Origin of the sequence: Desulfurobacterium sp. (genome assembly GCF_027028515.1) — a bacterium.
Lineage (GTDB): Bacteria > Aquificota > Aquificia > Desulfurobacteriales > Desulfurobacteriaceae > Desulfurobacterium_A.
In genome coordinates this window covers 18,863-42,615 of record NZ_JALVIW010000104.1, presented here as the reverse complement: position 1 = coordinate 42,615, position 23,753 = coordinate 18,863, and the positions used below count along the sequence as shown (strand labels likewise).

24 protein-coding genes are annotated in these 23,753 nt (G+C 40.0%); 2 read left to right on the top strand and 22 right to left on the bottom strand.

Annotated elements, in window-relative coordinates:
- Positions 1–4 precede the first annotated feature (4 nt).
- The 3 genes from MV676_RS08720 to MV676_RS08710 form a co-directional block, all read right to left on the bottom strand.
- Positions 5–1,117 carry a KamA family radical SAM protein gene (locus MV676_RS08720; RefSeq protein ID WP_297446864.1) on the bottom strand — a complete coding sequence of 371 codons (1,113 nt, stop codon included), beginning with the start codon at positions 1,115–1,117 and terminating at the stop codon, positions 5–7.
- A gap of 138 nt (positions 1,118–1,255) precedes the next feature.
- Positions 1,256–2,143, bottom strand: coding sequence for a KaiC domain-containing protein (locus MV676_RS08715; protein WP_022846970.1), 888 nt, complete (start codon positions 2,141–2,143; stop codon positions 1,256–1,258).
- Between the two features lie 15 nt (positions 2,144–2,158).
- Positions 2,159–2,941, bottom strand: coding sequence for a class I SAM-dependent methyltransferase (locus MV676_RS08710; RefSeq protein WP_022846971.1), 783 nt, complete (start codon positions 2,939–2,941; stop codon positions 2,159–2,161).
- A gap of 26 nt (positions 2,942–2,967) precedes the next feature.
- Here MV676_RS08710 and MV676_RS08705 point away from each other — a divergent pair, with 26 nt between their 5' ends.
- The gene (locus MV676_RS08705; RefSeq protein ID WP_022846972.1) at positions 2,968–3,669 is read left to right on the top strand and encodes a biotin--[acetyl-CoA-carboxylase] ligase; all 702 of its coding nucleotides are present in this window, start codon (positions 2,968–2,970) and stop codon (positions 3,667–3,669) included.
- A 161-nt stretch (positions 3,670–3,830) separates the two neighbouring features.
- Positions 3,831–4,760: a UDP-3-O-acyl-N-acetylglucosamine deacetylase gene (lpxC, locus tag MV676_RS08700; protein ID WP_022846973.1), complete on the top strand. Its 930-nt coding sequence runs from the start codon at positions 3,831–3,833 to the stop codon at positions 4,758–4,760.
- Positions 4,761–4,784: 24 nt separating this feature from the next.
- On the opposite strand, the gene MV676_RS08695 is transcribed toward lpxC, so the two are convergent.
- From MV676_RS08695 to cysC, 19 genes are all read right to left on the bottom strand, one after another.
- Positions 4,785–5,360, bottom strand: coding sequence for a class I SAM-dependent methyltransferase (locus MV676_RS08695; protein ID WP_297446857.1), 576 nt, complete (start codon positions 5,358–5,360; stop codon positions 4,785–4,787).
- 7 nt (positions 5,361–5,367) lie between these two features.
- Positions 5,368–5,841 (bottom strand): phosphohistidine phosphatase SixA, encoded by a 474-nt coding sequence (gene sixA, locus MV676_RS08690; RefSeq protein WP_297446855.1) that lies wholly within the window; start codon positions 5,839–5,841, stop codon positions 5,368–5,370.
- A complete protein-coding gene (gene ppk1 / locus MV676_RS08685; protein WP_297446852.1) occupies positions 5,838–7,865 on the bottom strand; it encodes a polyphosphate kinase 1 in 2,028 nt (675 codons plus the stop codon). Before ppk1 ends, sixA begins: the two co-directional genes overlap by 4 nt.
- Positions 7,801–8,733, bottom strand: a complete 933-nt coding sequence (locus tag MV676_RS08680; protein ID WP_297446848.1) for a phosphatase — start codon at positions 8,731–8,733, stop codon at positions 7,801–7,803. The genes ppk1 and MV676_RS08680 overlap by 65 nt, the downstream gene beginning before the upstream one ends.
- A gap of 4 nt (positions 8,734–8,737) precedes the next feature.
- A complete protein-coding gene (gene fbp, locus MV676_RS08675; RefSeq protein ID WP_297446846.1) occupies positions 8,738–9,667 on the bottom strand; it encodes a class 1 fructose-bisphosphatase in 930 nt (309 codons plus the stop codon).
- 11 nt (positions 9,668–9,678) lie between these two features.
- Complete coding sequence (locus tag MV676_RS08670; protein WP_022846978.1) at positions 9,679–10,392, bottom strand: hypothetical protein; 714 nt, start codon at positions 10,390–10,392, stop codon at positions 9,679–9,681.
- Entirely contained in the window at positions 10,382–10,879 is a 498-nt protein-coding gene (locus MV676_RS08665; RefSeq protein ID WP_022846979.1) for a hypothetical protein, read from the bottom strand. The genes MV676_RS08670 and MV676_RS08665 overlap by 11 nt, the downstream gene beginning before the upstream one ends.
- Before the next feature lie 75 nt (positions 10,880–10,954).
- Positions 10,955–11,353: a gamma-glutamylcyclotransferase family protein gene (locus MV676_RS08660; RefSeq protein WP_297446841.1), complete on the bottom strand. Its 399-nt coding sequence runs from the start codon at positions 11,351–11,353 to the stop codon at positions 10,955–10,957.
- A gap of 157 nt (positions 11,354–11,510) precedes the next feature.
- The gene (locus tag MV676_RS08655) at positions 11,511–11,945 is read right to left on the bottom strand and encodes an ATP synthase F1 subunit epsilon (protein WP_297446839.1); all 435 of its coding nucleotides are present in this window, start codon (positions 11,943–11,945) and stop codon (positions 11,511–11,513) included.
- A gap of 15 nt (positions 11,946–11,960) precedes the next feature.
- Entirely contained in the window at positions 11,961–13,409 is a 1,449-nt protein-coding gene (atpD, locus tag MV676_RS08650; protein WP_297446836.1) for a F0F1 ATP synthase subunit beta, read from the bottom strand.
- Positions 13,410–13,420: 11 nt separating this feature from the next.
- Positions 13,421–14,281, bottom strand: a complete 861-nt coding sequence (gene atpG, locus MV676_RS08645) for an ATP synthase F1 subunit gamma (protein ID WP_297446833.1) — start codon at positions 14,279–14,281, stop codon at positions 13,421–13,423.
- A 14-nt stretch (positions 14,282–14,295) separates the two neighbouring features.
- On the bottom strand, positions 14,296–15,804 hold the full coding sequence (gene atpA / locus MV676_RS08640; RefSeq protein WP_297446831.1) for a F0F1 ATP synthase subunit alpha: 1,509 nt from the start codon (positions 15,802–15,804) through the stop codon (positions 14,296–14,298).
- 17 nt (positions 15,805–15,821) lie between these two features.
- Positions 15,822–16,355 (bottom strand): ATP synthase F1 subunit delta, encoded by a 534-nt coding sequence (gene atpH, locus MV676_RS08635; RefSeq protein ID WP_297446828.1) that lies wholly within the window; start codon positions 16,353–16,355, stop codon positions 15,822–15,824.
- Complete coding sequence (gene atpF, locus MV676_RS08630; RefSeq protein ID WP_297446825.1) at positions 16,352–16,834, bottom strand: F0F1 ATP synthase subunit B; 483 nt, start codon at positions 16,832–16,834, stop codon at positions 16,352–16,354. The genes atpH and atpF overlap by 4 nt, the downstream gene beginning before the upstream one ends.
- Before the next feature lie 10 nt (positions 16,835–16,844).
- Positions 16,845–17,282, bottom strand: coding sequence for an ATP synthase F0 subunit B (locus MV676_RS08625; protein ID WP_297446822.1), 438 nt, complete (start codon positions 17,280–17,282; stop codon positions 16,845–16,847).
- Positions 17,283–17,295: 13 nt separating this feature from the next.
- On the bottom strand, positions 17,296–18,321 hold the full coding sequence (gene mnmA, locus MV676_RS08620) for a tRNA 2-thiouridine(34) synthase MnmA (RefSeq protein ID WP_297446819.1): 1,026 nt from the start codon (positions 18,319–18,321) through the stop codon (positions 17,296–17,298).
- A complete protein-coding gene (gene rgy / locus MV676_RS08615) occupies positions 18,321–21,887 on the bottom strand; it encodes a reverse gyrase (protein ID WP_297446815.1) in 3,567 nt (1,188 codons plus the stop codon). The genes mnmA and rgy overlap by 1 nt, the downstream gene beginning before the upstream one ends.
- A gap of 91 nt (positions 21,888–21,978) precedes the next feature.
- Positions 21,979–23,133 carry a sulfate adenylyltransferase gene (gene sat / locus MV676_RS08610; RefSeq protein ID WP_297446813.1) on the bottom strand — a complete coding sequence of 385 codons (1,155 nt, stop codon included), beginning with the start codon at positions 23,131–23,133 and terminating at the stop codon, positions 21,979–21,981.
- Positions 23,130–23,741 (bottom strand): adenylyl-sulfate kinase, encoded by a 612-nt coding sequence (cysC, locus tag MV676_RS08605; protein WP_297446809.1) that lies wholly within the window; start codon positions 23,739–23,741, stop codon positions 23,130–23,132. Before cysC ends, sat begins: the two co-directional genes overlap by 4 nt.
- Between the last annotated feature and the right edge of the window lie 12 nt (positions 23,742–23,753).

The window sequence follows — 23,753 nt, the reverse complement described above, 5'->3', positions numbered from 1 at the left end:
CCCTTCAAAGTACAAACTCTCTTTCTTTTTCAGGTCTCTTTAAATCGTCAAGCCACCCTGCACTGGGCGTAAGAATCCTTTTGAAAAGTTTTCCAACCTTTCTGTAATCCTTTGCCTGATGATATTTAAGATATATCTCTTTCCCGATTATACCGACTATCTCTATTTTCCCCGTTTTGTGGGACATAATGTACTTAAAACGCTTTCCAAAACCGTCAAGTTTTTGTTTTGCCTTTTCAATAATTTCGTATCCGGCTTTAAGAGGCACCTGAAAATGGCTTTTAACCCTCTTAACAGGACGGCACTGAAAGACGTAGTAGGGGAGAACATTTATAGAAACAAGAGACTTCATCAGTGAAGAGAAAATTTCTGGATCATCATTAACACCCTTTAAAAGAACTGTCTGATTGCTGACAACGACACCTGAACGAGTCAGTACTCTAACGGCCTGTGCCGCTTCCTCGGTAACTTCCCTCTCATGGTTAAAGTGAGTAACAACGTAGAGGGCTTTCTCTTTTGAAAACTTATCAAAAATAGAAAGTAGTTTACTATCGTCGTAAATTCTTTCCGGGTAAAAAACAGGAATGCGAGTTCCAATCCTTACAAATTTCAGGTGAGGAACCTTTTTTAGTTCCTTCAAAAAGTAATCAATAACTTCTGTGGGAAGTGTTAAAGGGTCACCACCAGAAATGAGAACATTTGTTATTTCTCCGTGCTCCTTTATATAATCAACGGCCATATCAAAGATTTTGACCGTTTCTTCCGTGGGAATACCAACCATCCTCTTTCTGAAACAGTGTCTGCAGTAGCCTGCACATCTGTTTGTAACGAGCAAAAGAGCAGTTTCTCGATACTTGTGTTGAAGACCTGTAATTACTGTGTTCTCTTTCTCACCACTGGTGTCATAGGAACCTGAAACGTTAAGTTCATCAACTGACGGAAAAACTATCTTTTTCAAAGGGTCGTCTGGATTATTCCAGTCTATCAACTCAGCGTAATAAGAGGAAATAAACATAGGATGCTTTTCAATAATCTTTTTAAGTTTACCTTTGTTCTCAAAAGTAACGCCAAATCGGGACTCTATCTCCTCAAGAAATGAAAATCCCGGTATTTTCAAATTGACCTCCTTCAAAAAGGATTTTCTAAAAATCGGGACAAGTGATTGAGCGGCAATCTATATAAAAATTTAAGAATAGAAGACTGAGCTGTCAAGGGCTTATAAGGGAAAGGGCTGAAACCTTAAAAACCTGTTACATCAGGCTTTGCCTTTTATAATATCAACAAGGGCAGGACCCACCTCAACAAGTCCAAGTTCCGTAATATTCATCACGTGAATGCGTGTATCGTGACCACACATTCTGCAACCGTCTATTCTGAACAACCTTACAATATCGCCAAATTCAACTTTATAGTTCTGAGCCCTCGTTTTTGAAAGAACAATCTCTTTTGAAAGAACCATCGTGCAGTCAACAATATGCCCAACGGCGTAACCACCGGCAGCCTCTGCAGAAAGTTCTTCGTGTCCGCTCCTTTTCTGGGAAACAAATATCGCAGTCTGATACCATTTTTTCATAAAGTTAAAAAACGCTCTCACAACAGACCTTGCCAGCATCTCTTTCGACTCAAAAAGTCCCGTAATTGAATCTATAACTGTCCTGTGAACCTTGTAGGTTCTATAAACGTAGGCGAGGGTATCAAGCATAGTAGGAATGTCATCCCTCAATCTTGAGTTACTTGCAGCATCTATAAGGATAATGTTGTTCTCTATTTCTTCAAACTCAACGCCCATTGCTGCAGACCTCTCTTTTAGAGAAGCAGCAACAAAAGAGGCAGGACTTTCAACGGTAATAAAGCAAACCTTCTGTCCCAAAGAAGCCTGTTTTATAGTAAACTGTTCAGCAATTAAACTCTTACCTGTATCCGGCATGCCTGTCAGGTTTACGACGCAGTATTCAGGAATACCTCCAAGGGACTTTTTAACAGGCTTTCCTTCTTTCCATTCAACGGTAAAGAACAGGTCATCAAGCCCCTTAACACCTGTTGGAACACCTTTTAATTCAGGCGCCTTTTCCATCGCTTCCTTCAGAAGATAAACGTTATCCTTCATAACCTGCGGTTCTCTTTCTCTGAAGTAATCCCCCATGGTTTTCCCCCGCTATCAATCTACTTTTTTATAAATATATTCCACATTCGTCGCGCTTTCCTGAAGAATGTAATCTTTCAAAAAAGGAAAGAGATCTTTAATCCCTTTGTTTATCTTTACCACAACCCTTTTCCTTGCCACCCTTTCAGCCTCTCTTAGCGTTTCCGGTTCAATAAAATCTTTAACCGCAACTTCCCTAAAAGGCTGCATAACGTCACATTTCCATTTCGGCTTTATGAACATCGGCGAAAAATAGACAATATCAAACGATTTATCCGGCAAATTTCTAAGAAATTCTCTATTATCTCCGACGTTTACCTCAACCCTCCTGAAAGCTCTTTCGGCAACCGAAAGCTTACCTTTCGGTACGTAAGTTTTTAGTCCCCTCCTGACAATCTCTGCTATTACTGGATCCTTCTCTACACCAACGACCCTTTCCCCGGAAACAAAAGCAGAAATAACAGCATCCTGAGCAAGACCAAGATTACAATCAAGGACAGTATCACCCTCTTTTAAATCCATTGCCTCAATCATTGCTTCCTTACCTGTTTTCAGGTAATTTAAAAGGCGTATCTTCAAAAGGCCCGGATGGAAAAAGAGTTTATTGCCCTTAAGCGTATGAAGAACAAGGCCTTCTGATGTTACAACGAGAACATTTTTCCCATAGCGCTTTTTAAAACTTTCGATAGTATTGTGGCGCCTGGTTACGTAAGAAGTTTCAAACTTCCTTGCAAGTTTTTTAGCTTCCTCTATAATCTCTAATGAAGGTCTCTTTTCCGTCGTAACTATAACTTCCAAAACTTCCTCCTTAAGAGGTAAAAATTATGAACATAAAGATTATAAGCCTTGAAACGATAGATTCCACAAATGAGTATTTGAAAAGGGAAAGTCACAAACCTATTACTGTCGTTACCGCTAATCACCAGACCGGCGGGAAGGGAAGGCGAGGCAGAAAGTGGATATCACCGCCGGGAAAAGGACTTTACGTATCGTTCCTATTTGAAAAGCCAAAAAACTTCTCAAACGTTCAAATAGTCAGTCTATCAACGGCCGTTGCAGTTGCAAAAACGTTGAACACTCTAAAGAAAGGTTTCAGGATAAAGTGGCCTAACGATATTCTATTTAACGGCAAAAAGGTGTGCGGTATCCTGCCGGAACTCTCAGGAAACAGAATCATCGTAGGGATAGGAGTGAATCTTTTACACTCAAGAGAAGAACTGAAAGAAACAGAATATCCTGCAACCTCTCTAAAACTTGAAGAGGTTGACTTTGATAGAGAAACGCTGACCCTCAGTTTAGTGGAAAGCGTCGTAAACTATTTTGATAAAACTGTAAAAGGAACGTTTGAAACGAAGGAGTTTGAATCTCTATCGATTGTAAAACCGGGCAGCAGGATAATTGTTAAAAAACAGGATGGAATAGAAAAGGTAACTGCCCTCGGTATTGATAGAGAAGGCTGCCTGATTGTTGAAAAAGATGGAAAAGTAGAAAGACTTTTCTCTGCAGAGATAAGTGTAAGATTTTGAAATTTTGCACAAATGCAAAAACTTAGAGGGAGCCGGAAGGATGTCAGAATTGTTAAGGCAATGAAAATAAGGTATTTAATCTATGTTAAAGAAAACCGTTAATAGTGGCATGCAAATTGCTATATATTCAGGGAGTAAAAACGCAAGGAGATGATAAGAGAATGCAGATTTACCAGCAAACTATAGAGAGAGAAATAACATTTAGTGGTATCGGCCTTCACACGGGAAAGAAGGTAAATGTAAGAATCGTTCCGGCTCCCGTCAACACGGGAATAATTTTCGTCAGGAATGATATCCCTTCCCTACCTGAAATAAAGGTTTCACCTGAAAACACAACGCAGCTCTTTTATGCCACAAACCTTGAAAAGGACGGTGTTATCGTCAAAACCGTAGAACATCTCCTTGCAGCTCTTTCTGCTTTCGGCATCGATAACCTTTACATATACATTGATAGCGAAGAGGTACCGATACTTGACGGAAGTTCCGCACCTTACATATACCTGTTTGAAAACGCAGGCATAAGAAAGCAGAACAGAAAAAGAAAGTACCTGAAGCTAAAAGAACACGTAGAAGTAAAACACGAAGACAAATACATAACTGCAAAGCCTTCAGATGTTTTATCAATAAAGAACACAATATCTTTCAACCATACGTATAAAAAAGTTCGTTACCAGACAATAGAGTACGTTCATTCACTTAAAAACTTTGAAAAACTACTATCAAAGGCAAGAACCTTCTGCTTTGTTGAAGAAGTTGAATGGCTTAAATCAAAAGGACTTGCAAGAGGCGGGAGCCTTGACAACGCGATAGTGATAGACAAGTACGATATTCTTAACCCAACAGGATTGAGAATGGAAAACGAATTTGTGGCGCACAAAACACTTGACCTGGTTGGCGATCTCTACATACTTGGACATCCTCTACTTGCAGATATAGAAGCCTATAAAACGGGACACGCACTAAACGCTGCCTTTGTGAGGAAGATTTATGAAGAAAAACTCTACGAAGTGGTGGAATTTGAAGAGGAAAACGAAAAAGAAAGATCCCTAACATTAAATCCAGATACACTGGAAAATTTACAGGCCGAGTAATAACCTTTTTCAATCCTAAAACACTTAATTTATATGCTTCACAAATTTATAGACAACATAGAACCGCCTTTTTATCTTTTCTTTCAATATAAATTTCTCTTCCGACAAACTTAAAAGCTCTTCTCCCGACAAACTATCAGGATCCCCCGATTGTTCAACGACAACAAATCTTCCACCGGGCTTCAAAACTTTCCATACCGAAGAAAAAAGTTTCTCTCTATCGTGAACCTCACCTAAAACGGCAACACAAAACACAATATCAAAACTGTTTTCAGGAAATAGAAGGGAAACAGCATCACAAACTTTAAAAGAAACGTTATCAACGTTCATTCTTTTCAATTTATCTCTCGCCTTTTCCACCATTTCCTTTTGAATGTCAACAGCACAGAAAAATCCCGAATCACCAATACGCTTTGCTACTTCAGATGTAAAATATCCGGGACCACATCCTATCTCAAGAACAGATGAATCCTCTTTCAAATCAAGAAAGCTGGCAATATCAACAGGCGAAATGAAAAACTTCCTGAAAGGAACTGTAAGCAGGAAAGAAAGCTGATAGGGATAAAGGCCCTTACCTATAAAAAGTTTTATCCTTTTCATTCACCGCTCATTCAATATCTTCAACAGCTAAAGGTGTCATGAACCACTCTAAAAAGAACCTCCCATCCTTTTTAACAACCTTTACAACACCACCCTTTTTAAACTTTATCCGGGAAGGATTTATACAGACAAGCTCATTTAAAAAGATGGAAAGGTCAGGCTGATGTGCAACGATAGCAATATCTCCGTCAAACTTTTTCAAAACCTTCAAGTAATCGTCAACATCGGCATCGGGAAACAGAAGCTCCGTTGTTTTAACATCTGCTCCGATAACATCGGAAAGTACCTGTGCCGTCTCAAGTGCCCTTGCGCAGGGACTTGAAACAATTGTAAGTTTTTCCGGAAACAGATTCTTTATCCTTTCAGCAAATGCCCTGAATTCTTTCCGTCCCTTTTCCTTCAAAGGCCTGTCACAGTCATCGCCTTTCCAGTTTTCTCTATCAACAGCCTTTGCATGCCTTATCAGAAAAATCTCCCTCATACTTTAACCTCCCTTATCCACTTCTCAAAATACTCCTGAGAGTTAAAGTCTCTCTTTTCAGGACGGATATAATCACCTGTTGGCGTAAGTATCCTGACCTTTGCCGTATCTTTAAGCTGGATTTCAAGAATCTTTTTAAGGAAAGATTTAAGCTCCGAATTCTCAATTGCCACCATCGTTTCTATTCTACGGTGGAAGTTCCGGGGCATCCAGTCAGCACTGCTTATGTATATCTCTTCATTACCACCGTTTTTAAAGTAAAAGATTCTTGCATGTTCAAGGTATTTGCCCACAATACTTATTACCTTTATGTTTTCACTTACACCTTCTATTCCCGGCTTCAGGCAACAGATTCCCCTGACGATAAGGTCTATCTTCACACCTTTTTGAGAAGCCCTGTAAAGCGCCCTGATAACTTCAGGGTCCACAAGAGAGTTCATCTTTGCAACGATCCTTCCCTCTTTTCCTGCCTCCGCTTCTCTCTCTATCAGCTGAAGGATTTTTCTTTTAAGAGTAACGGGAGACATGTAAATTTTGCTAAGTTCCGGCGGATGGAAGTAGCCGGTTATAACGTTGAAAAGCTTTGAAACATCCTCGCCAATCACAGGATCAGTGGTGAGAAAACCAATGTCTGAATAGATTTTGGCCGTGGCAACGTTGTAGTTGCCTGTTCCTATGTGAACGTAACGTTTGAGTGTATCATCTTCCCGCCTCACTATCATCAAAAGTTTAGCGTGAGTTTTAAGTCCCGGAATTCCATAAACTACATGAACGCCCTCCTCTTCAAGCTGTTTAGCCCACGTAATATTGCTCTCCTCATCAAATCTCGCCTTTATCTCAACAACGGCAACCACCTCTTTTCCGTTCTGCGCAGCTTTTTTAAGGGCTTCAACTATCGGCGAATTTTTACCAACCCTGTAGAGAGTCTGCTTAATAGCAAGAACGTTGGGATCTTCTGCCGCCTCTTCAACAAGCTCAACAACAGGATCTATCGATTCGTAAGGATGGAAAAGAACAAATTCTTTCATCTTCAGAGCAGAAAAGATATCAATATTAAAAGCACCAGGATAAAACGGCGTATATATTGGAAACTTAAGCTCCGGCCTGTCAATGGTTTCGTAAACGCTCCAGAGATCGGAAAGGTTAAGAGGAATGTTAAGTGAAAATACATCTTCCTCGTTCAGTTCAAGCTCATCTTTTAAAAAATTAAGCATATACTCAGAACAGTTGTTTATCTCAAGTCTAACAGGCTTTCCAAAACGCCTCTTTCTTATTCCCTTTTCTACCTCTTCCAAAAGGTCATCTGCTTCGTCTTCCTGAATAACGATGTCAGCATCCCTTGTAATCCTTATTGTTGCAACATCTGCAATATTCTGTTCAGGAAATAAGCTTTCTATGTGATGGATAATCAAATCTTCAAGAAGAACGTAATGAATCTCCTTATCGTCCTCTTTTAGTTTTATAAATCTCGGCAAATTCTTCGGCACGGGAACAAGACCAAACTTTAACTCTTCCTCGTGAATTTCAACGATAACGTTAAAGCTTAAATTTGAAAGGTGAGGAAACGGGTGGGTTATGTCCACCGCAAGTGGTGTTAAAACAGGATAGACAAACTCGTAAAAGTATCTGTCTGCAAATTTTTTTAAGGTTTTGTTGAGCTTTCCGTAACAGTGAAAGTAGATAGAATTGCCTTTAAGCTCCCTGACAAGCTTCCTGTATTGAACCTCAACGCTTTTTAACAAACTTTTAGTTCTTGCAGAAACTTTCTTTAACTGCTCTTTCGGTGTCAAACCGTCAGGTGACGGACGATTAATACCTGCAGAAATCTGCTGCTTTAAACCGGCAACTCTTATCATGAAAAATTCATCAAGATTTGTGAAAAATATTGCGAGAAACTTCAGCCTTTCAAGAAGTGGATTTGTTTCGTCTTCAGCCTCTTCAAGAACTCTGCGATTAAACTCAAGCCAGCTTAACTCCCTGTTTATCAGTAACTTCGGACTTGACAGGTCTATTTCTTTTCTCACCTTTTATCACCCTTTCGTAAATTATTCCTTCTCTGATACCGTATTTTGAAATTACAAGCTCTTTACAATTAAATATATCCATAATCTGCAAAGCAACCACGGAAGCCGTTAAGACCGTTTTCGTTCTCTCAATGGAAATCTTGTATTTAAAGGCGAGCTCTGCAGGAGACAATTTTTTTATTTCCTTCACAGCATCTTTTAAAAGTTTCTTTTTTACTTTTCTTTTTCCTGTTATTTTTTTTATCGCCCTTATGCTTCCGCCAATCCCGACAAGCCTTGATGATTCTCCAAAAAGGCTTTTATCTGGCGCAACGCCTCTTTTAACCTTTTCTCTTATACATTTAATATCATACTTTCCGGTTTCTTGAGAGAGGCAGTCCTTAAATTCAAGTGTTCCAAGGAGATAACTTTTGCACCTTTCTATATGGCGATTTTTTATTCTGCAGAGTTCAAGACTTCCACCGCCTATATCAAACGTGAGAAAAGTTTTATACTTAACATCAGCAAGTGCACCAAGAGTTGAATAGTAAGCCTCTGCCTCTCCCGAAAGAATCTCTATGTCAAACAGGTCTTTCATCCTTTCAAGAAATTCCTGACGATTCTTTATCGCTCTTATAACAAAAGTGGCAAAAGCTATAGTCTCATCCGGCTGGAAAAAAGAAATTTTCTCTTTAAAAGATTCAAGGGCAATACGTGCTTTTAAAAAGCCTTCTTCTGTAAGATAGCCACTTTCATCAACACAATTAAGGAGCCGGGCGTAAACCGACTCCTTGTAAACCTCTTTAAACTTCTTCTTCCCAACATCAACTCTATAAACGGCAAGTTTTATAGTGTTTGAACCTATATCAATAACAGCTACACTTTTCAAATCATCATCCATTCAGGTATTTAAGGCACTCTTCTACTTCCCATCTACTACCAAGAATAACAGGAACTCTTTGATGGAGCTCCTGAGGAACAACATCAAGTATCGGCTCTCTGCCGGTCGTTGCTAATCCACCGGCATTTTCAACTATAAAGGACATAGGATTAGCCTCATAAAGAAGTCTCAGCTTTCCATTCCTGTTTTTAACATCGGCAGGATAGATAAATATACCGCCTTTAAAAAGCGTCCTGTGAACGTCGGCAACCATTGAACCAACATATCTTAAAGTATATTTCTGATTTTTAAGAGAATCTATAAACTTTCTCAGGCCATCTTCTGTCCACTTGTGGTAGTTTGCTTCGTTTATTGAGTAAATTTTTCCCTTTTCAGGCATTCTAAAGTTATCCTTAACAAGGATAAAGTTACCACTTTCAGGATCAAGGCAGAAAACAGAAACGAAACCTTTAAAGGCAAGGACAAGCATCGTACTTGGTCCATATATAACGTAACCGGCCGCTATCTGTTCCCTTCCCGGCTTTTTAACATCTTCCTTCTGAATGGAAAAGATAGTGCCTATGCTAACGTTAACATCAATGTTTGAAGAACCGTCAAGAGGATCAAAAGCTATGGAATAGCCGGTATCCGAAAGGACAAGGCAGTCTTCAACCTCTTCAGAGGCAAGCATGCACGCCTTTCCCGTACATTTAAGCGTTTCAAGAATAATCTCGTTGGCAAGCTTGTCAAGTTTCTGAACCTCTTCACCCTGAACGTTAGTTTTTTGAGCCGAACCAAGAATGTCAAGCAGTGCCGCCTTCCTCACCTTTCCTGAAATGGTCTTTGCCGCAGAGGCTATTTCGTTAACTACCAAAACAAGGTTGTCGTCTATAGCCGGGTTTTCAACAGCTTTCTGAAATAGGTAAGTTGTTAAAGGAATCATAGCTACCTCCGCTAAATCTTTTTGAGCGTCTCCGTAAACGCCTCTTTAATCTCATCCTGATCAAGCTCGAAATTAGCCCTCTCTTTACTATCTACTACCGCAATAATAGCCGATTCTGAACTTAAATTGTAAACAGCGTAGATAAACTTCACGCCCATATTAATAATCATATCCACAAAGGTATCACCACAAATAGCCAGCACAGATTCTGTAAACACATCAAAAGAATCCTTCAGGTTAATTGAAATATCCTCAACACTACCCTCTATTTTAAAAACGCCGTCCTTGTCAAAAAGAAAGATTGCATCAATGGCACCCTCTGAAAAAATACGAGAACAGGTCTCTAAAAGTTCTTTAAAATTTGAAACGGAAGGTTTTTCTCCGGATTTTATCTTGGAAAGGTTCGCCATAACCTCCTGAACTGCCTCTCTCTCTATTTGAAGATTTTCAAAAATAGACATAAGCTTCGAAAAATCACAATCAATGTTTTCATCAACTCTACCTTTAAGGGGCTGCAGATCGAGGCTTTGAACAATGTCTGCTTCTTTTATTATTTCTTTCAACGCTTCTTCACCAACAAGGTCTTCAACTGCATCTGAATACTTTACAGATACGATAGAACCATTCTTTACAGCAATAGTACCTTTACCGTTAGCAGTCTTAAGATAAATCTGCCAGCTCCCGCCAGTCCCTATAAGACCGAAGAGTATCTCTTCAAGTTTCATTTCGCTCTTTCCTCTTCTCTAAAATAGTTTCAAGCTCTCCGGCAACAGACTTTAACCAGAAAGAAAGCTTGGTCATCATCTTATCGGTGGAGAAGTTTGAGGAAGTCGCTGTCGGGTCACATATCCATATAAGATATATGTCAAAATCCAAACAAGCTCTTTTTAAAATAAAAATTTCTTCCATCGATTCGGTTCTATAAGCAACAACTTCTGGCAATTTAAAAGGCCTATCTTTAAAAGAAGCATTGGATTTTTCATGAAACTTTAAAATGGTATCGTAAATTCTAACGCAATAAGGGAAAAGCCTCTCTATTTTATAGTAAGGATTTTTCACTTTTGAATAAATAGTAAGGCCTTCTGAGGAAACAATTGCGTGACCTATCCATTCACCTGTCTCTATTTCTTCAGATTTTTTTTCAAAAAGCTCCGCAATGGTTTTTATCTTTTTTTCCTCAACATTGAAAAATTTTTTTAGAAAACCAAACATAAATACTCCTCTCCGTTTTTTATTTTCATCGTTAAACATCAACAAGAGGTTTTCAAAGATTCTAGTATATGTACATTATAGCATTAATAATTTCTTAAGAAAATCCCTCCAGTTACCTCCCGGTATCTCAATGTAACTTTTACTATCAATGAAGCAGGGATTCAGAATATATACCCATGCATCAACAAAATCGCCATAGGGCAAAAGCCTGACAGGTCTTATAGTCCTTATGTAAAGACTTTTCTCCGGGAAAGCCTCAAAAAAATCTATGGCTTTCAGAGTTAGAGTATCCACCTGGTACAGTTCACCAAACACTCTACCATCTCCATCAACAACCGCAGGATAACCCTCGTCAAGATGCAACAATCGTGCACCATACAAAACACCATATCCAATAAACTGATTGTCAGAGAGAAAAACGTTAGCTGAGAACCCAGACATAAGCGTTCCATAAACAAACAGGAGCTGGAACATCTCATTCCTCATTAATTAAATTGCACCTTCTATTTTACCCTCATAGCATAAGAGACTCAAGAGAAAAAAAGCAAATAACTACCCTTATATAACCAAAATTAAAAGGCCCCACACGATTGTGTGGGGCCTCAGAGCTTAAAAATCACTAATATGAAGCTTACCGGTTAAAGGAAGAAAGCTTTCTTAAAAGGTAAGTCTTCTTTTCTATTTCTTTTTCAAGCTTGACTTTTTTCTCTACTTTTTCTTCTGGAAGATTCTTGAGCTCTTTCTCAAGTTCTTTTATCTCTTTCTCTACATCCTCGGGTGCTATCTCTCCGGGACGAAAGATGTCTCTTACAGCAATCAAAACCTGATCCTGCTCAATTTCAAGAAATCCGTCATAAGCATAAAATCTTTCTTCTTTACCATCAGGTGTAATGAAGGTAACTATCGCTGCGGCAAATCTATAAAACTCAGGCTGGTGTTCGGGAAGAACACCAATGGCTGAATTATCCATATCTACATACACTTCTTTAGCAATACCAGATACGTGTTTGCCCGTAAGAGACGCTACACGAACCTCTACCGTTGTTAGTGTATTTTTAGCTGCCATCAATCAGCTCCTTGTTTAAGCTTTAGTAGCTTCTGCTTCTTTCATGAGCTTTTCGCCTTTTTCTACAGCCTCTTCTATGTTACCAACCATGTAGAAAGCGTTTTCTGGAAGATGATCAAGCTCACCGCTGATAATTCTTTCAAAACCTTCAATTGTCTCTTCAACTGTTACGTATCTACCTGGCATACCTGTAAAGACCTCAGCAACGTGGAACGGCTGGGTTAGGAAGAGCTGAATCCTTCTTGCTCTGTGAACGACAAGTTTATCCTCTTCTGAAAGCTCTTCCATACCAAGAATAGCAATAATTTCAAGAAGCTCTTTATATCTCTGAAGATATCTCTGGACTTCTCTTGCAACTCTGTAATGTCTTTCACCAACATACTCTGGCGCAAGCATTCTTGATGTTGACTCAAGAGGATCAACAGCAGGATAAATACCCTGCTCCGCAAGGGCCCTTGAAAGAACAGTTGTAGCATCAAGGTGGGCAAACAGTGTAAATGGAGCCGGGTCTGTAAAGTCGTCAGCAGGAACGTAAATGGCTTGAACTGACGTAATAGAACCTTTAGAAGTTGAAGTAATCCTTTCTTCAATCTTACCAACCTCTGTAGCAAGTGTTGGCTGATAACCAACCTCAGAAGGAATCCTGCCCAGGAGAGCAGAAACCTCTGAACCTGCCTGAATAAATCTGAACATGTTGTCAACGAAAAAGAGAACATCTCTTCCTTCAACATCTCTGAAGTACTCAGCCATTGTAATACCGGTCATAGCAACACGCCATCTGTTTCCTGGAGGCTCGTTCATCTGACCATAAACAAGAACCGTATTTGGAAGAACGCCTGACTCCTTCATTTCAAGCCAGAGATCTGTACCTTCCCTTGTCCTTTCACCAACACCGGTAAACACTGAAAAACCACCGTGTTTCATAGCAACGTTGTGGATAAGCTCCATAAGAAGAACCGTCTTACCGACACCAGCACCTCCGAACAGTCCTGTCTTTCCACCTTTTGCGTAAGGCTCAAGCAGATCAATAACTTTAATACCAGTTTCAAAAATCTCAGCTGTAGCTTTCTGCTCAGTGAGAGGTGGTGTCTCTCTATGAATAGGCCAATATTCTTCAGCCTCAACAGGTCCTGCAGCATCAATAGGCTCACCAACAACGTTAAAGATTCTTCCCCTTGTAGCATGTCCAACAGGAACTTTTAGATAGTCGCCTGTATCAATAACTTCCATTCCTCTCTTAAGACCTTCAGTAGCACCAAAAGCAACACATCTAACTTTATTATCACCAAGGTGCTGGTGAACTTCCATGAAAAGCTTTCCTCTTGTTACCTTACCATCCCATGTAACCTGCTTTACATCAGGAATGTAGAGTGCATGGTAAAGTTCAGGTAATTTTCCATCAGCAAACTCAACATCTATAACAGGTCCTACAATCTGAACAATTTTCCCTCTGTGCTCAGCCATTCCTATCCTCCCTATTTCATTGCCTCAATAGCTGTTGTAATTTCAATAAGCTCCTTAGTAATTGCCGCCTGCCTTGCTTTATTAAATGAAAGCGTAAGCTTATGAATCATATCCTCAGTATTCTTTGTAGCGTTGTCCATAGTTGTCATACGTGCAGCGTGTTCAGAAGTTTCAGACTCTTTAAGAGCCCTTAAAACAGCTGCCTTAATGTAAGCCTTAACAGCATCATCAATTACAGACTCATCCTGCTCCATGTAATACTCACCTTCTGTCCTAAATTCTGTTTCCTCAGGCTCAAGAGGAAGTAATTTTTCAAATGTCACTTCTTGAACGAGGGGATTTAGAAACCTGTTGTAAACAAGGTAGATTTCATCACAGTATTCCGTAACATATCCAGTGTAAAGCTCTTCTGCTATCTCCTCTGCAAGAGGTGCACCTATCCTTCTAAAAATGTCCCTGTACTCTTTACGTACCTTGAGTTTTGAATGTCTCGTAAAAAATTGGGAAAGTTTATTACCAACCGTAGTTAGACTGAGAGTTATTCCCTCCTTCTTTTTCTCTTTAGCAAATTTCCTCACTTCCCTTATAATGTTTGAATTAAAAGCACCACAGAGACCTTTATCAGAACCTATAAGAACAAGCTCTATTCTGAAAACCGGCCTCTTTGCAAGAATTGGAAGCTCAACAACGTTACCTCTGAAACAAACGTTTTGAATCATCTTTTTCATAACTTCTGCATAGGGACGAATCCTGTAAAGCTCTCCCTGTGCTTTACGAAGTTTGGCAGCGGATACTGCCTTCATAGCAGATGTTATTCGCTTTGTTCCTTTTAAGCTCTTAATTTTATTTTTAATGTCTCTCATACTTGGCATTGTTATAACCTCTCTCAGGCTTCAAATATCTCCTTGAACTTCTTCACAGCATCGTGGAGTTTCTTCTCAAGCTCTTCATCAATCTTCTTCTTCTCAAGAATTTCACTGAGAATCTCAGGATGCTCAGCATCCATGAAAGCGTAAAGCTCTCTTTCAAACTTCGTAACGCTTTCCACTGGAATGTCATCAATGTAACCATTGACAGCTGCAAAGAAAGCAACAATTTGCTTCTCAACAGGAATAGGACTGTAAGGGGGCTGCTTGAGAAGCTCCATCATTCTTCTACCACGCTCAAGCTGTGCTCTCGTGGCAGGGTCAAGGTCTGAAGCGAACTGAGAAAAAGCTTCAAGCTCTCTGTATCTTGCAAGTTCAAGACGAAGCTTACCAGCAACCTGCTTCATAGCTTTAATTTGGGCAGCACCACCAACTCTTGAAACGGACAGACCAACATTAATAGCCGGTCTTTGTCCTTTATAGAAAAGATCTGTTTCGAGGAAAATCTGACCATCAGTAATAGAGATAACGTTTGTCGGAATGTACGCTGAAATGTCACCGGCTTTTGTTTCAATAACCGGAAGAGCTGTAAGAGAACCTGCACCAAACTTATCATTAAGCTTGGCGGCTCTTTCAAGAAGCCTTGAGTGAAGGTAGAAAACATCACCAGGATAAGCTTCACGACCCGGAGGACGTCTCAAGAGAAGTGACATCTCTCTATATGCAACTGCCTGCTTTGAAAGATCATCATATATGATAAGAGCAGCTCTTCCTGTATCTCTAAAGTATTCAGCAATTGTTACTGCTGTAAATGGTGCAAGATACTGAAGTGCAGCCGGCTCTGATGCTGTAGCAGACACAACAATTGTGTAATCAAGAGCACCAAATCTTCTGAGAAGCTCTATTGTCTGAGCAACCGTTGATCTTTTCTGCCCAACAGCACAGTAAACACAGATAACGTTCTCTCTCTTCTGGTTAAGAATCGTATCTATCGCAACAGTTGTTTTACCTGTCTGTCTGTCACCAATGATAAGCTCCCTCTGTCCTCTACCGATAGGAATGAGGGCATCGATAGCTTTAATACCTGTCTGAAGAGGCTCATGAACCGGCTTTCTTGTAATGATACCCGGTGCAATCCTTTCAACTGCTCTTCTTTCTGCATAGTCTATATCGCCCTTTCCATCTATTGGATTGCCAAGAGCATCGACTACCCTTCCTATAAGAGCGTCACCAACAGGAGCGTCAAGTATCCTACCTGTTCTCTTTACTTTTCCACCCTCGACAATGCCCTTTCCTTCACCTAAAAGAACAATACCTACGTTGTCCTCTTCAAGGTTAAAAGCAATTCCTTCTGTGCCGTCTTCAAATTCAACAACCTCTCCGTACTCTACGCCCTCAAGTCCATAAACCCTCGCAACACCGTCACCAATTTTAATAACTATACCGGTCTCCTCAAACTCTATGGAGTACTCAAACTCTTCAATCTGCTTCTTTATTAACTCTAAAACTTCTTCTGCTCTTACCTGCATCCCTTCACCTCTCTATATTATTCTGCAAGTTCTTTTTTCAGGTTTTCAAGCTGAGTCTTTATGGAAGCATCAATAACCCTGTCACCAACTCTCACTATAAAGCCACCTATAATTGAAGGGTCAACAACAACTTCAAGGCTAACTTTTTTCCCTGAAAGTTTTTCCACCTGCTTTTTAACAAATCTGATTGTTTCCCTATCAAGTTTTGTTGTACTTATAAGCTCACCCTGCACTCTTCCAAGAATGAAATCAACGTATTTCTTAAACTCTTTTTCAACTAATTTGATGAGATGGAAATGTCCTTTCTCGGCCATTTCAAGAAGCACTTCTTTAAGTTCGATGGTTACATCAATTTTATCCAGAATCTTTTTAACAAACTCAAACTTCTCTTTCCTGTCAACTGCAGGACTTGCAAGATACTTTATGGCTTTTTCATCAAAAAGAGAGGCGACTTCGTAAAGCTCTTCGTGTACTTCCTCAAGCTCCTGTTTTGAAAGCTTGTTCACAAGCTCTTTAGCGTACTTTTTAGCCGTTCTCACATCCTTTTTCAAAGCACTCCCTCCTTAGCGATTTGGGAAAGGCTTGTTTTGATAACTTTCTTGTTGAACTCTTCGTCAACCTGACCTTTAATCTTTTCTTTAGCAAGTTCCACAGCCTGAGCAGCGGCATAAGCCTGAAGCTCCTTTTTGGCTTTAAGAACTTCTCTTTCAATCTCTTCGTCAGCAGCAGAAAGAATACTATCTGCCATTTCTTTCGCTTCAGCAATCACCTGAGCTTTCTGCTTTTCTGCAACCTCTTCAGCGTGTTTAATAATCTCCTCGGCTTCTGCTTTAGCCTCTTTTGCTTTCTTTTCCGCTTCCTTTAAAAGCTGAAGCGCTTCTTCTTTTTCTCTCTGAACAGCTTCAAATTTACCAATAATACCATTAACACCTTCCGTAAGCATATTTCCAACTGGCTTCCTTAAAACTTTATAAAGGAGTGCTACAAGAATGATAGTGTTAATTGTCCTCCATATAAGCATAGAATCCATCTAACCCCCCTTAAGCTGCTTTTTTGAGAAGCTTCTCAACAATTTCATTGGCAATTTCATCAACTCTTTCAGCAAGTTTCTCTTTCTCCTTCTCGAAAGAGGCCCAAATTTCAGCTTTGGCTTTTTCAACCCTAGCCTGCATTTCTTCCTGAGCTTTCGCAATTATCTTTTCTTTCTCTTCCTTGGCCTCTTTAAGAGCAGCGTTAAGAATCTCTTTCGCCTTCCCTTTCGCTTCAGCTATTACGGCTTGATATTCTTGCAGGAATTTCTCTGCGTTCTTCCGCAACTCTTCCGCTTCAATTTTAAGGACATTAAGCTCTTCATCCCTTTTAGCAAGATGGGTAATCATAGGTTTAAACAGGACTTTGTCCATAATCACCATAAAAACAAGAAAGTTGATCATCTGAATGATGACCGTTGCGTTGAGACTTACAATATTTCCTTCCATAGCCTAACCCCTCTCACAGTGTAGTTATCTCTCCTCCTCCAAGGAGTGTGTTACCGCTGTAAAAGGCACACACCTGCCCCGGAGTAGGTGCCTCTAAACTTGCCTGTAATTTTACAAAAATTCTGCCATTTTTCAATAGTATAAACTCTTTAACTGCCGCCGTTTTACCTCTGTGTCTCACCTGAACCTCAACAGGTTTGCTTCTAAACTTCTCTGGCGAAACCTGCCAGACAGGATCTTTTACATAAAAACTGTCTTTCAAAAGTTCGTCCTTCGAACCAAGTATTATTTTATTGTTTTCAACATCAATTTTTAAAACATATAGAGGATGCCTGTAAGAGATGCCAAGCCCTCTTCTTTGACCAACGGTGTATCTGTAAAAAGCGTTAAACTTTCCCATCTCGGTGCCATCAGAAAGAACAAAAATCCCTTTCCTTTTCCCTATATGCTTTCGTAGAAAGGAATAGAGACTCCCCTTTATAAAACAGATATCCTGACTTTCACCGCTGAAATTAAACCCAAGAGACTCCGCACCATTTATAACTTCATTTTTCGTCAAATTTTCAAGCGGTAGAATCAATCTATCAACAATATCCCTACTCACCATTGAAAGGAAGTAAGACTGCTCTTTATTCCTCTCCACTCCTCTAACGATAACTTTCTGAGAAAAATCTGCCGAATAGACACACCTTGCATAATGACCGGTAGCGACCAACGGAATCCCCGTCTTTAATGAAAGTTCATAGAGTTTTTTCATCTTTATTTCTCGGTTACAAACAACGCACGGGTTTGGCGTAATTCCTTTCCTGTAAGAATTGATAAAGTAGTCAACAACAACTTTCCTAAAAAGCTCTCTATAATCAATGACCGTTAACTTCAATCCAAGAAGTTCTGCGCTCTTTTCTGCCTTTTTAATATCTTCTTTCCCTGAAAGACGGAAAAGGACGGGAAAAACTTTAAATCCCTGCTGCTTTAAAAGGTAAGCCGAGTAAAAACTATCAACGCCACCGCTAAAACCCAAAATAACTTCTTTTTCCATCAAGCCTCTCCTTCGTTAACGGCAACCTCAACGCCAGCATCGGCAAATTTCAGAACATCCTTTAAACTATCTATAATTGTCTGATAATCCACTTTTCCCTCTTCAACCATATCCATCAACCTTTCAAGTTCTCTGGTAAAAGATTCACTAACGTAAGAACTAAAATTCTTTGAAAGATACCTATAAACCGTTTTTCCAAGAGAGGTTGGATATAGAAACTTTCCTTTTTCAACCACATAGTTTCTATCAAGAAGCGTTTGAACAATCTTTGCGTACGTTGATGGCCGACCGATACCTTTCCTCTTCATCTCCTCAACAAGCTCTCCCTGGGTAAAAGGATAAATAACCGGCACTTTTTTAACATTAACCTTTTTAACTTCAACTTCTCCTTCCTCCGATTCAAAAGGCATGTAAAGCAACGAAATTGGAAGGATAAGATTCCAGCCATCTTTTAAAATCTTTCCATAAAACTCTTTTTCTTCGCTCAAACCAGGCGGTTCAAGACTTAAAGTCAATCTAAAAACCTCAACGGTAAACGGAACCACTTGAGAAGCCATGAACCTTTTAAAAATAAGGTCATAAAGCTTCACATGGTCTTCAGAAAGATTACCCCCTGTAACAGACATAGAGGCTCTGAGTGTATCAGCGGTCATCGGTCTGACGGGCCTGATACACTCATGGGCACCACCCTCACCCCACTTTCTTGGTTTGAAAAATTCCTCACCGAACTTTTCCAAAATAAACTCTCTGGCAACTTCAATACCTGCAGAAGAAACCCTTACCGAATCTGTTCTGTGGTACGTTATGAAACCGCCTTCAAAAAGTTCCTGAGCAAGGGACATAACCTTCTCTGCAGAAAAATTAAGCTCAAAAGAAGCCGTTTTTATCATATCTGCCGTGTTAAAAGGCGGGGGCGGATTCTTATCCACATTCTCTCTTTTCAACACCTTATATTTAAGCTTGAGACCGGAAACTTTTTTTAAATCAATTCCTTCAGCTAAAAATTCAAAAACACCCCTGTCGGAAAAAACTTCTAAAAAAGTCTTTTTCTCCCTGCTCTTTCTTTCCCTTTCTATAACCCAGCCTAAAACGGGCGTCTGAACCCTTCCAGCCGAAAGCCACTTTTTACCAAAGAATTTTTGAAGATTTTGGCTCAATGAAAACCCAACCCATCTGTCGGCTATTCTCCTGACTATTTGAGCTTTCACAAGGTTTTCATCAATCTCCCTTGGCTTTGCCACAGCATTATTGAAGGCCTTCCTTGTAATCTCATGGAATTCAGCACGTTTTATGTTTTTTTGATAAGGTTTTAAAGAAAGGGCAACATCCCACCCTATCTTTTCCCCTTCTGTATCCGGATCAGACGCAACAAAGATTTCGTCAACCTCAACGGCAAGTGACCTTAAAGCAGAAACAATTTCCATCTTATCAACGTCCATAGGCTTCCCACAGCGGGGGCAGAATGGCTCCACTCCTTGATAACCACAGCGAGAACACCGCTTTATTGTCCCGTAAACGGGAATAAACATTCCACCTTCTGAAACAACACCCCATACACCGTCCTTTATTGTCAGGTCAAAAATATGACCTTTAGACGCGGTTATGATGAAAAGCCTGTCGCCAGCATTAACTTCGTAAGCATCAACACCGTTAATTCTTCTTATAGGATTGCCAAAAAATGACGCAATTGTTCTGGCCTTATGAGGTGATTCAACAACGACAAGAGTCGGTTTGACAAGCTCTCCCACTTCTACCTTTATTTTTCCCTCAAGAATGGCTTTAACACGTTCCCTATCCCTGTCAACCTGTTCGAAGATTTTTTTAAGTTCTCCAACAGTAATTAGCCCAAAACCTTTCTTTGAAGCTATCTCTTTTCCTTTATCGGTTTCAAGCACTCTGAAATTGACATCTTCAAGGAAAAGAAGCAATCTCTTTCGCAAAGAGTTAAACGCTTTCATACTATCAACTATAAGGAAGGAAACACCTTTTGTAAGACCACCGGCAAACATCCTTGACGTTCTGCCAGAAGCCTGAATATAACCAGCAGAATCGCCAACAACAAGAAACAGCCTTCCGTTTTCCTCTTCCAAAAACACCGAATCACTTTTCTTTATCTTTTCAATAAAATCTCTGTCAGAAAGCTTCTGCCTCAAATATTCCGCAATCTCTTCAACCTTCTTCTTAACAGATGGATAGTTGTCAAGTTTTTCCTCTGTAAGAGTGAGATACTTTTTTAAAAAAGGAAGATAGACAGTCACTTTATCCTGTTCAAGAAATTCGCGGCACACCAAAATGAAGGTAAATAGGCGGGACGGAGAAAGAGAAACCTCAAAGGGGAACTTCATCCTCGGGACACCTATGAAAACAGCATACCTTACAGCGTCAGGTATGTCTATTCCCCTGGCAAGAGGATTTCTGTAACTTGCAATGCCAACAACTGCCTCTATATTACCCTTCCTGAACTCATCAAACCTGTCAACCGAAAAATCTTCATACGAAAGGGCTGAAATACCCTGCCGTCGAAAGTAAGAAACGACATCATCAACAAACTCCTTCCCATAAGCTTCAGAAACAAAAACAAAGACACCCTTCCCAAAAGTTTTAATAAGATCTAAAGCTTCATCTAAAGGAGAAGCTTCTGTGAAAACAGCCACGTCTTCAACGTTTCTCAGAGAAGTTCCTGTCTTTCCAACCTCAAAATCAAGAAGCTCTCTGAAAAGTTTTATCCTCCTTGAACGGGGAGATGCTGTAGCAGAAGAAACAACCAGAACCGTTTTCACAGATTCTTTTAAAGGTTTCAACCTTCTTTCAAGGTAATTCAATCTCCTTAGGAGGCGCTCCTTAAATCTGTCAGAAGAAACTGCAACAAGTTTTCGCTTAACATCAACAATTTCCATGGCAGTAGATAAAGCCTCTTCGCTAAACCCAACAACCCTCAAAACTTTATCTATGTTTCTTCCGCTCTTTAAAATAGAATCAACATCATCAATAAAAACAAACTCAAAACCCGAAGGGATCTGTTCCCAGTTTTTATAAAGAAAGCTCGTCGTAGTAATAAGAATCTCAAAATCGCCGGAAAAGATTCTCTCTTTCTCTTTCTTCTTTCCTGTATAGGCTACAACTTCTCTATCTGTTATTTCTTTAACTCTTTCATAGACCTGCTGAACAAGAATACGCGTTGGAACGACAATGTAAGATTTACCTTTCAAAAAAGCGGCTGTTGTTATTCCCCATGTCGTTTTTCCAATACCGGTAGGTGCAATTAAAGAAAAGGAACGACCGAGGGCAACCCTTTTAGCCCAAGTAACCTGAAGCGACCAGGGAATAAAACCGGTTTTTTCTCTAAAGAAAGAGGCGAACTTTTCAGTAAAATGGAGAACGTCGCAGACAATTTTGAAATACTTAAGATTGCCCTTTTCTTTAAGTAATTCACATATTTTTTCCCGTGAATTTGGTTCATCAACATCTGAAAGGCACATCACACAGGGAAGCCCCATCTCTAATCTATCACTTCCTATATCCCCCTGACAGTTGGGGCAGAGATTATGAAAAATGGCCGTTTTCACGGAAACCTCCCCAAAAAAACATTGCTTTATTATAAAAAAAGGTGGCTTAAAAGCCGCCTTCAACCGCTTACAACCAAAAAGAGAGAGTATATCAGGCGTTCGTAGCCCACTTTATGAGAACCTCAGCAACCTCAGGCCTTGAAAACTGCTTGGGCGGTTTCTTACCTTCCCTGAGCATTGCTCTAACCTTTGTCCCACTTAAATGGATGTGATCCTCTTTGGAGTGGGGACATGTTTTTGCCGTTGCCATGTTCTCACATTTAACACAGTAAAAAGCGTGTTCAAACTTTAAAGGTTTGATACCGAGTTCATCCACAAACTGTTCAACAAACTCCTGTGCTTCATAAGTGCCATAATAATCCCCGACACCTGCATGATCTCTACCTATTATCATGTGAGTACAGCCGTAATTCTTCCTCATAAGCATGTGGTGAACCGCCTCCCTCGGACCAGCATAGTGCATGGGCGCCGGAAGAACAGAAAGGTGAATGCGATTCTTATTAAAGTAATTCTCTATAAGAACCTCATAACACTGCATCCTAACAGGCGCAGGAATATCATCTTTCTTTGTTTCACCGACAAGTGGATGGATAAGTGCACCATCCATCGTCTCAAGAGCACACTTTATTATGTACTCATGAGCTCTATGGATAGGATTCCTCGTCTGAAAAGCAACAACATTTTTCCAGCCTTTCTCTTCAATAATCTTTCTCACAACAACAGGATCCTGATAGTAGCGTTCATCAATACCTTCTCTTACAGGTCTGTTCAAAAGCCTTACTATTTCACCACCGATAAATTTATCACCTGCACTCTTTATAAAAGCAACACCAGGATGGTTCTCATCAGTAGTTTTAAAAACATTCTGACAGTAGAAGTCAAGGTCAAGAGTATATTTATCATCAACAACCACAATGGCTATAGGTCTATTATGAACATCGTAAATGGCTATCTCATCACCCGGTTTCACGCTCTTCCAGAGTTCCTCCGGAACCGGGAGAACAACAGGAATTGACCACAAAAGACCGTTGGGAAGATGAACATCTCTAATGACAGATTCAGCCTCTTCCTTAGTCATAAACCCTTCAAGCGGCGAATAGCCTCCTATCGCTATCATCTCACAGTGACCAACATATCTGTTTCCGGCAACAACCTTTGGTAAAGATTCAACTTTTTTTAGAAGCTCTTTTCTCTCTTCTGGTGTTGGCAGTTTGTTTATGAGCTCTCCTCCGTGCGGTACTATCATCTATCTCCTCCCTTTATCAATCTTCTCTCTATCAGATAAGAAATTATTTTATCTGCACACTTATCAATAGACTCCTTATCTGTTTCAACAACTATTTCAGGATTGAGAGGCTCCTCGTAAGGATCATCAATACCCGTGAAATTTTTGATTATCCCGGCCCTTGCCTTTTTATAAAGACCTTTCGGATCTCTACTTTCACACACCTCAAGGGGACACTTAACGTAAACCTCTATAAAATCACCTTCTCCTACCAGCCCTCTCACAAAATCTCTGTCTCTCCTGTAAGGGGAAATGAAAGCGGTAAGAACAACAACACCTGCATCAACAAAAAGCTTTGCAACTTCACCTATCCTGCGGATATTCTCTCTTCTATCCTCTTTAGAAAATCCTAAATCCCTGTTCAAACCCATCCTCACATTATCACCATCAAGAACGTACGTGTGAACACCCATTTCGTAAAGTTTCTCTTCAACACGGTGAGAAAGTGTTGATTTTCCTGAACCTGAAAGTCCCGTAAACCAGAGTATAAAAGACTTATGACTCTTCATTTTCTCTCTATCTTCCCGTGTAATACGTCCCTTATGGGGAATAATAAATTTCTGAGTCACAACTACCTCCTA

What these genes read in the sequence shown, in the direction of transcription:
- atpD (WP_297446836.1), bottom strand. Translation starts at nt 13,409, where the DNA reads ATGGCTGAGCACAGAGGGAAAATTGTTCAGATTGTAGGACCTGTTATA.
- atpF (WP_297446825.1), bottom strand. Translation starts at nt 16,834, where the DNA reads ATGGATTCTATGCTTATATGGAGGACAATTAACACTATCATTCTTGTA.
- sat (WP_297446813.1), bottom strand. Translation starts at nt 23,133, where the DNA reads ATGATAGTACCGCACGGAGGAGAGCTCATAAACAAACTGCCAACACCA.
- MV676_RS08715 (WP_022846970.1), bottom strand. Translation starts at nt 2,143, where the DNA reads ATGGGGGATTACTTCAGAGAAAGAGAACCGCAGGTTATGAAGGATAAC.
- MV676_RS08705 (WP_022846972.1), top strand. Translation starts at nt 2,968, where the DNA reads ATGAACATAAAGATTATAAGCCTTGAAACGATAGATTCCACAAATGAG.
- atpG (WP_297446833.1), bottom strand. Translation starts at nt 14,281, where the DNA reads ATGCCAAGTATGAGAGACATTAAAAATAAAATTAAGAGCTTAAAAGGA.
- MV676_RS08655 (WP_297446839.1), bottom strand. Translation starts at nt 11,945, where the DNA reads ATGGCAGCTAAAAATACACTAACAACGGTAGAGGTTCGTGTAGCGTCT.
- MV676_RS08670 (WP_022846978.1), bottom strand. Translation starts at nt 10,392, where the DNA reads ATGAAACTTGAAGAGATACTCTTCGGTCTTATAGGGACTGGCGGGAGC.
- MV676_RS08665 (WP_022846979.1), bottom strand. Translation starts at nt 10,879, where the DNA reads ATGTTTGGTTTTCTAAAAAAATTTTTCAATGTTGAGGAAAAAAAGATA.
- MV676_RS08695 (WP_297446857.1), bottom strand. Translation starts at nt 5,360, where the DNA reads ATGAAAAGGATAAAACTTTTTATAGGTAAGGGCCTTTATCCCTATCAG.
- lpxC (WP_022846973.1), top strand. Translation starts at nt 3,831, where the DNA reads ATGCAGATTTACCAGCAAACTATAGAGAGAGAAATAACATTTAGTGGT.
- mnmA (WP_297446819.1), bottom strand. Translation starts at nt 18,321, where the DNA reads ATGGAAAAAGAAGTTATTTTGGGTTTTAGCGGTGGCGTTGATAGTTTT.
- sixA (WP_297446855.1), bottom strand. Translation starts at nt 5,841, where the DNA reads ATGAGGGAGATTTTTCTGATAAGGCATGCAAAGGCTGTTGATAGAGAA.
- atpA (WP_297446831.1), bottom strand. Translation starts at nt 15,804, where the DNA reads ATGCAGGTAAGAGCAGAAGAAGTTTTAGAGTTAATAAAGAAGCAGATT.
- MV676_RS08660 (WP_297446841.1), bottom strand. Translation starts at nt 11,353, where the DNA reads ATGTTCCAGCTCCTGTTTGTTTATGGAACGCTTATGTCTGGGTTCTCA.
- MV676_RS08625 (WP_297446822.1), bottom strand. Translation starts at nt 17,282, where the DNA reads ATGGAAGGAAATATTGTAAGTCTCAACGCAACGGTCATCATTCAGATG.
- fbp (WP_297446846.1), bottom strand. Translation starts at nt 9,667, where the DNA reads ATGATTCCTTTAACAACTTACCTATTTCAGAAAGCTGTTGAAAACCCG.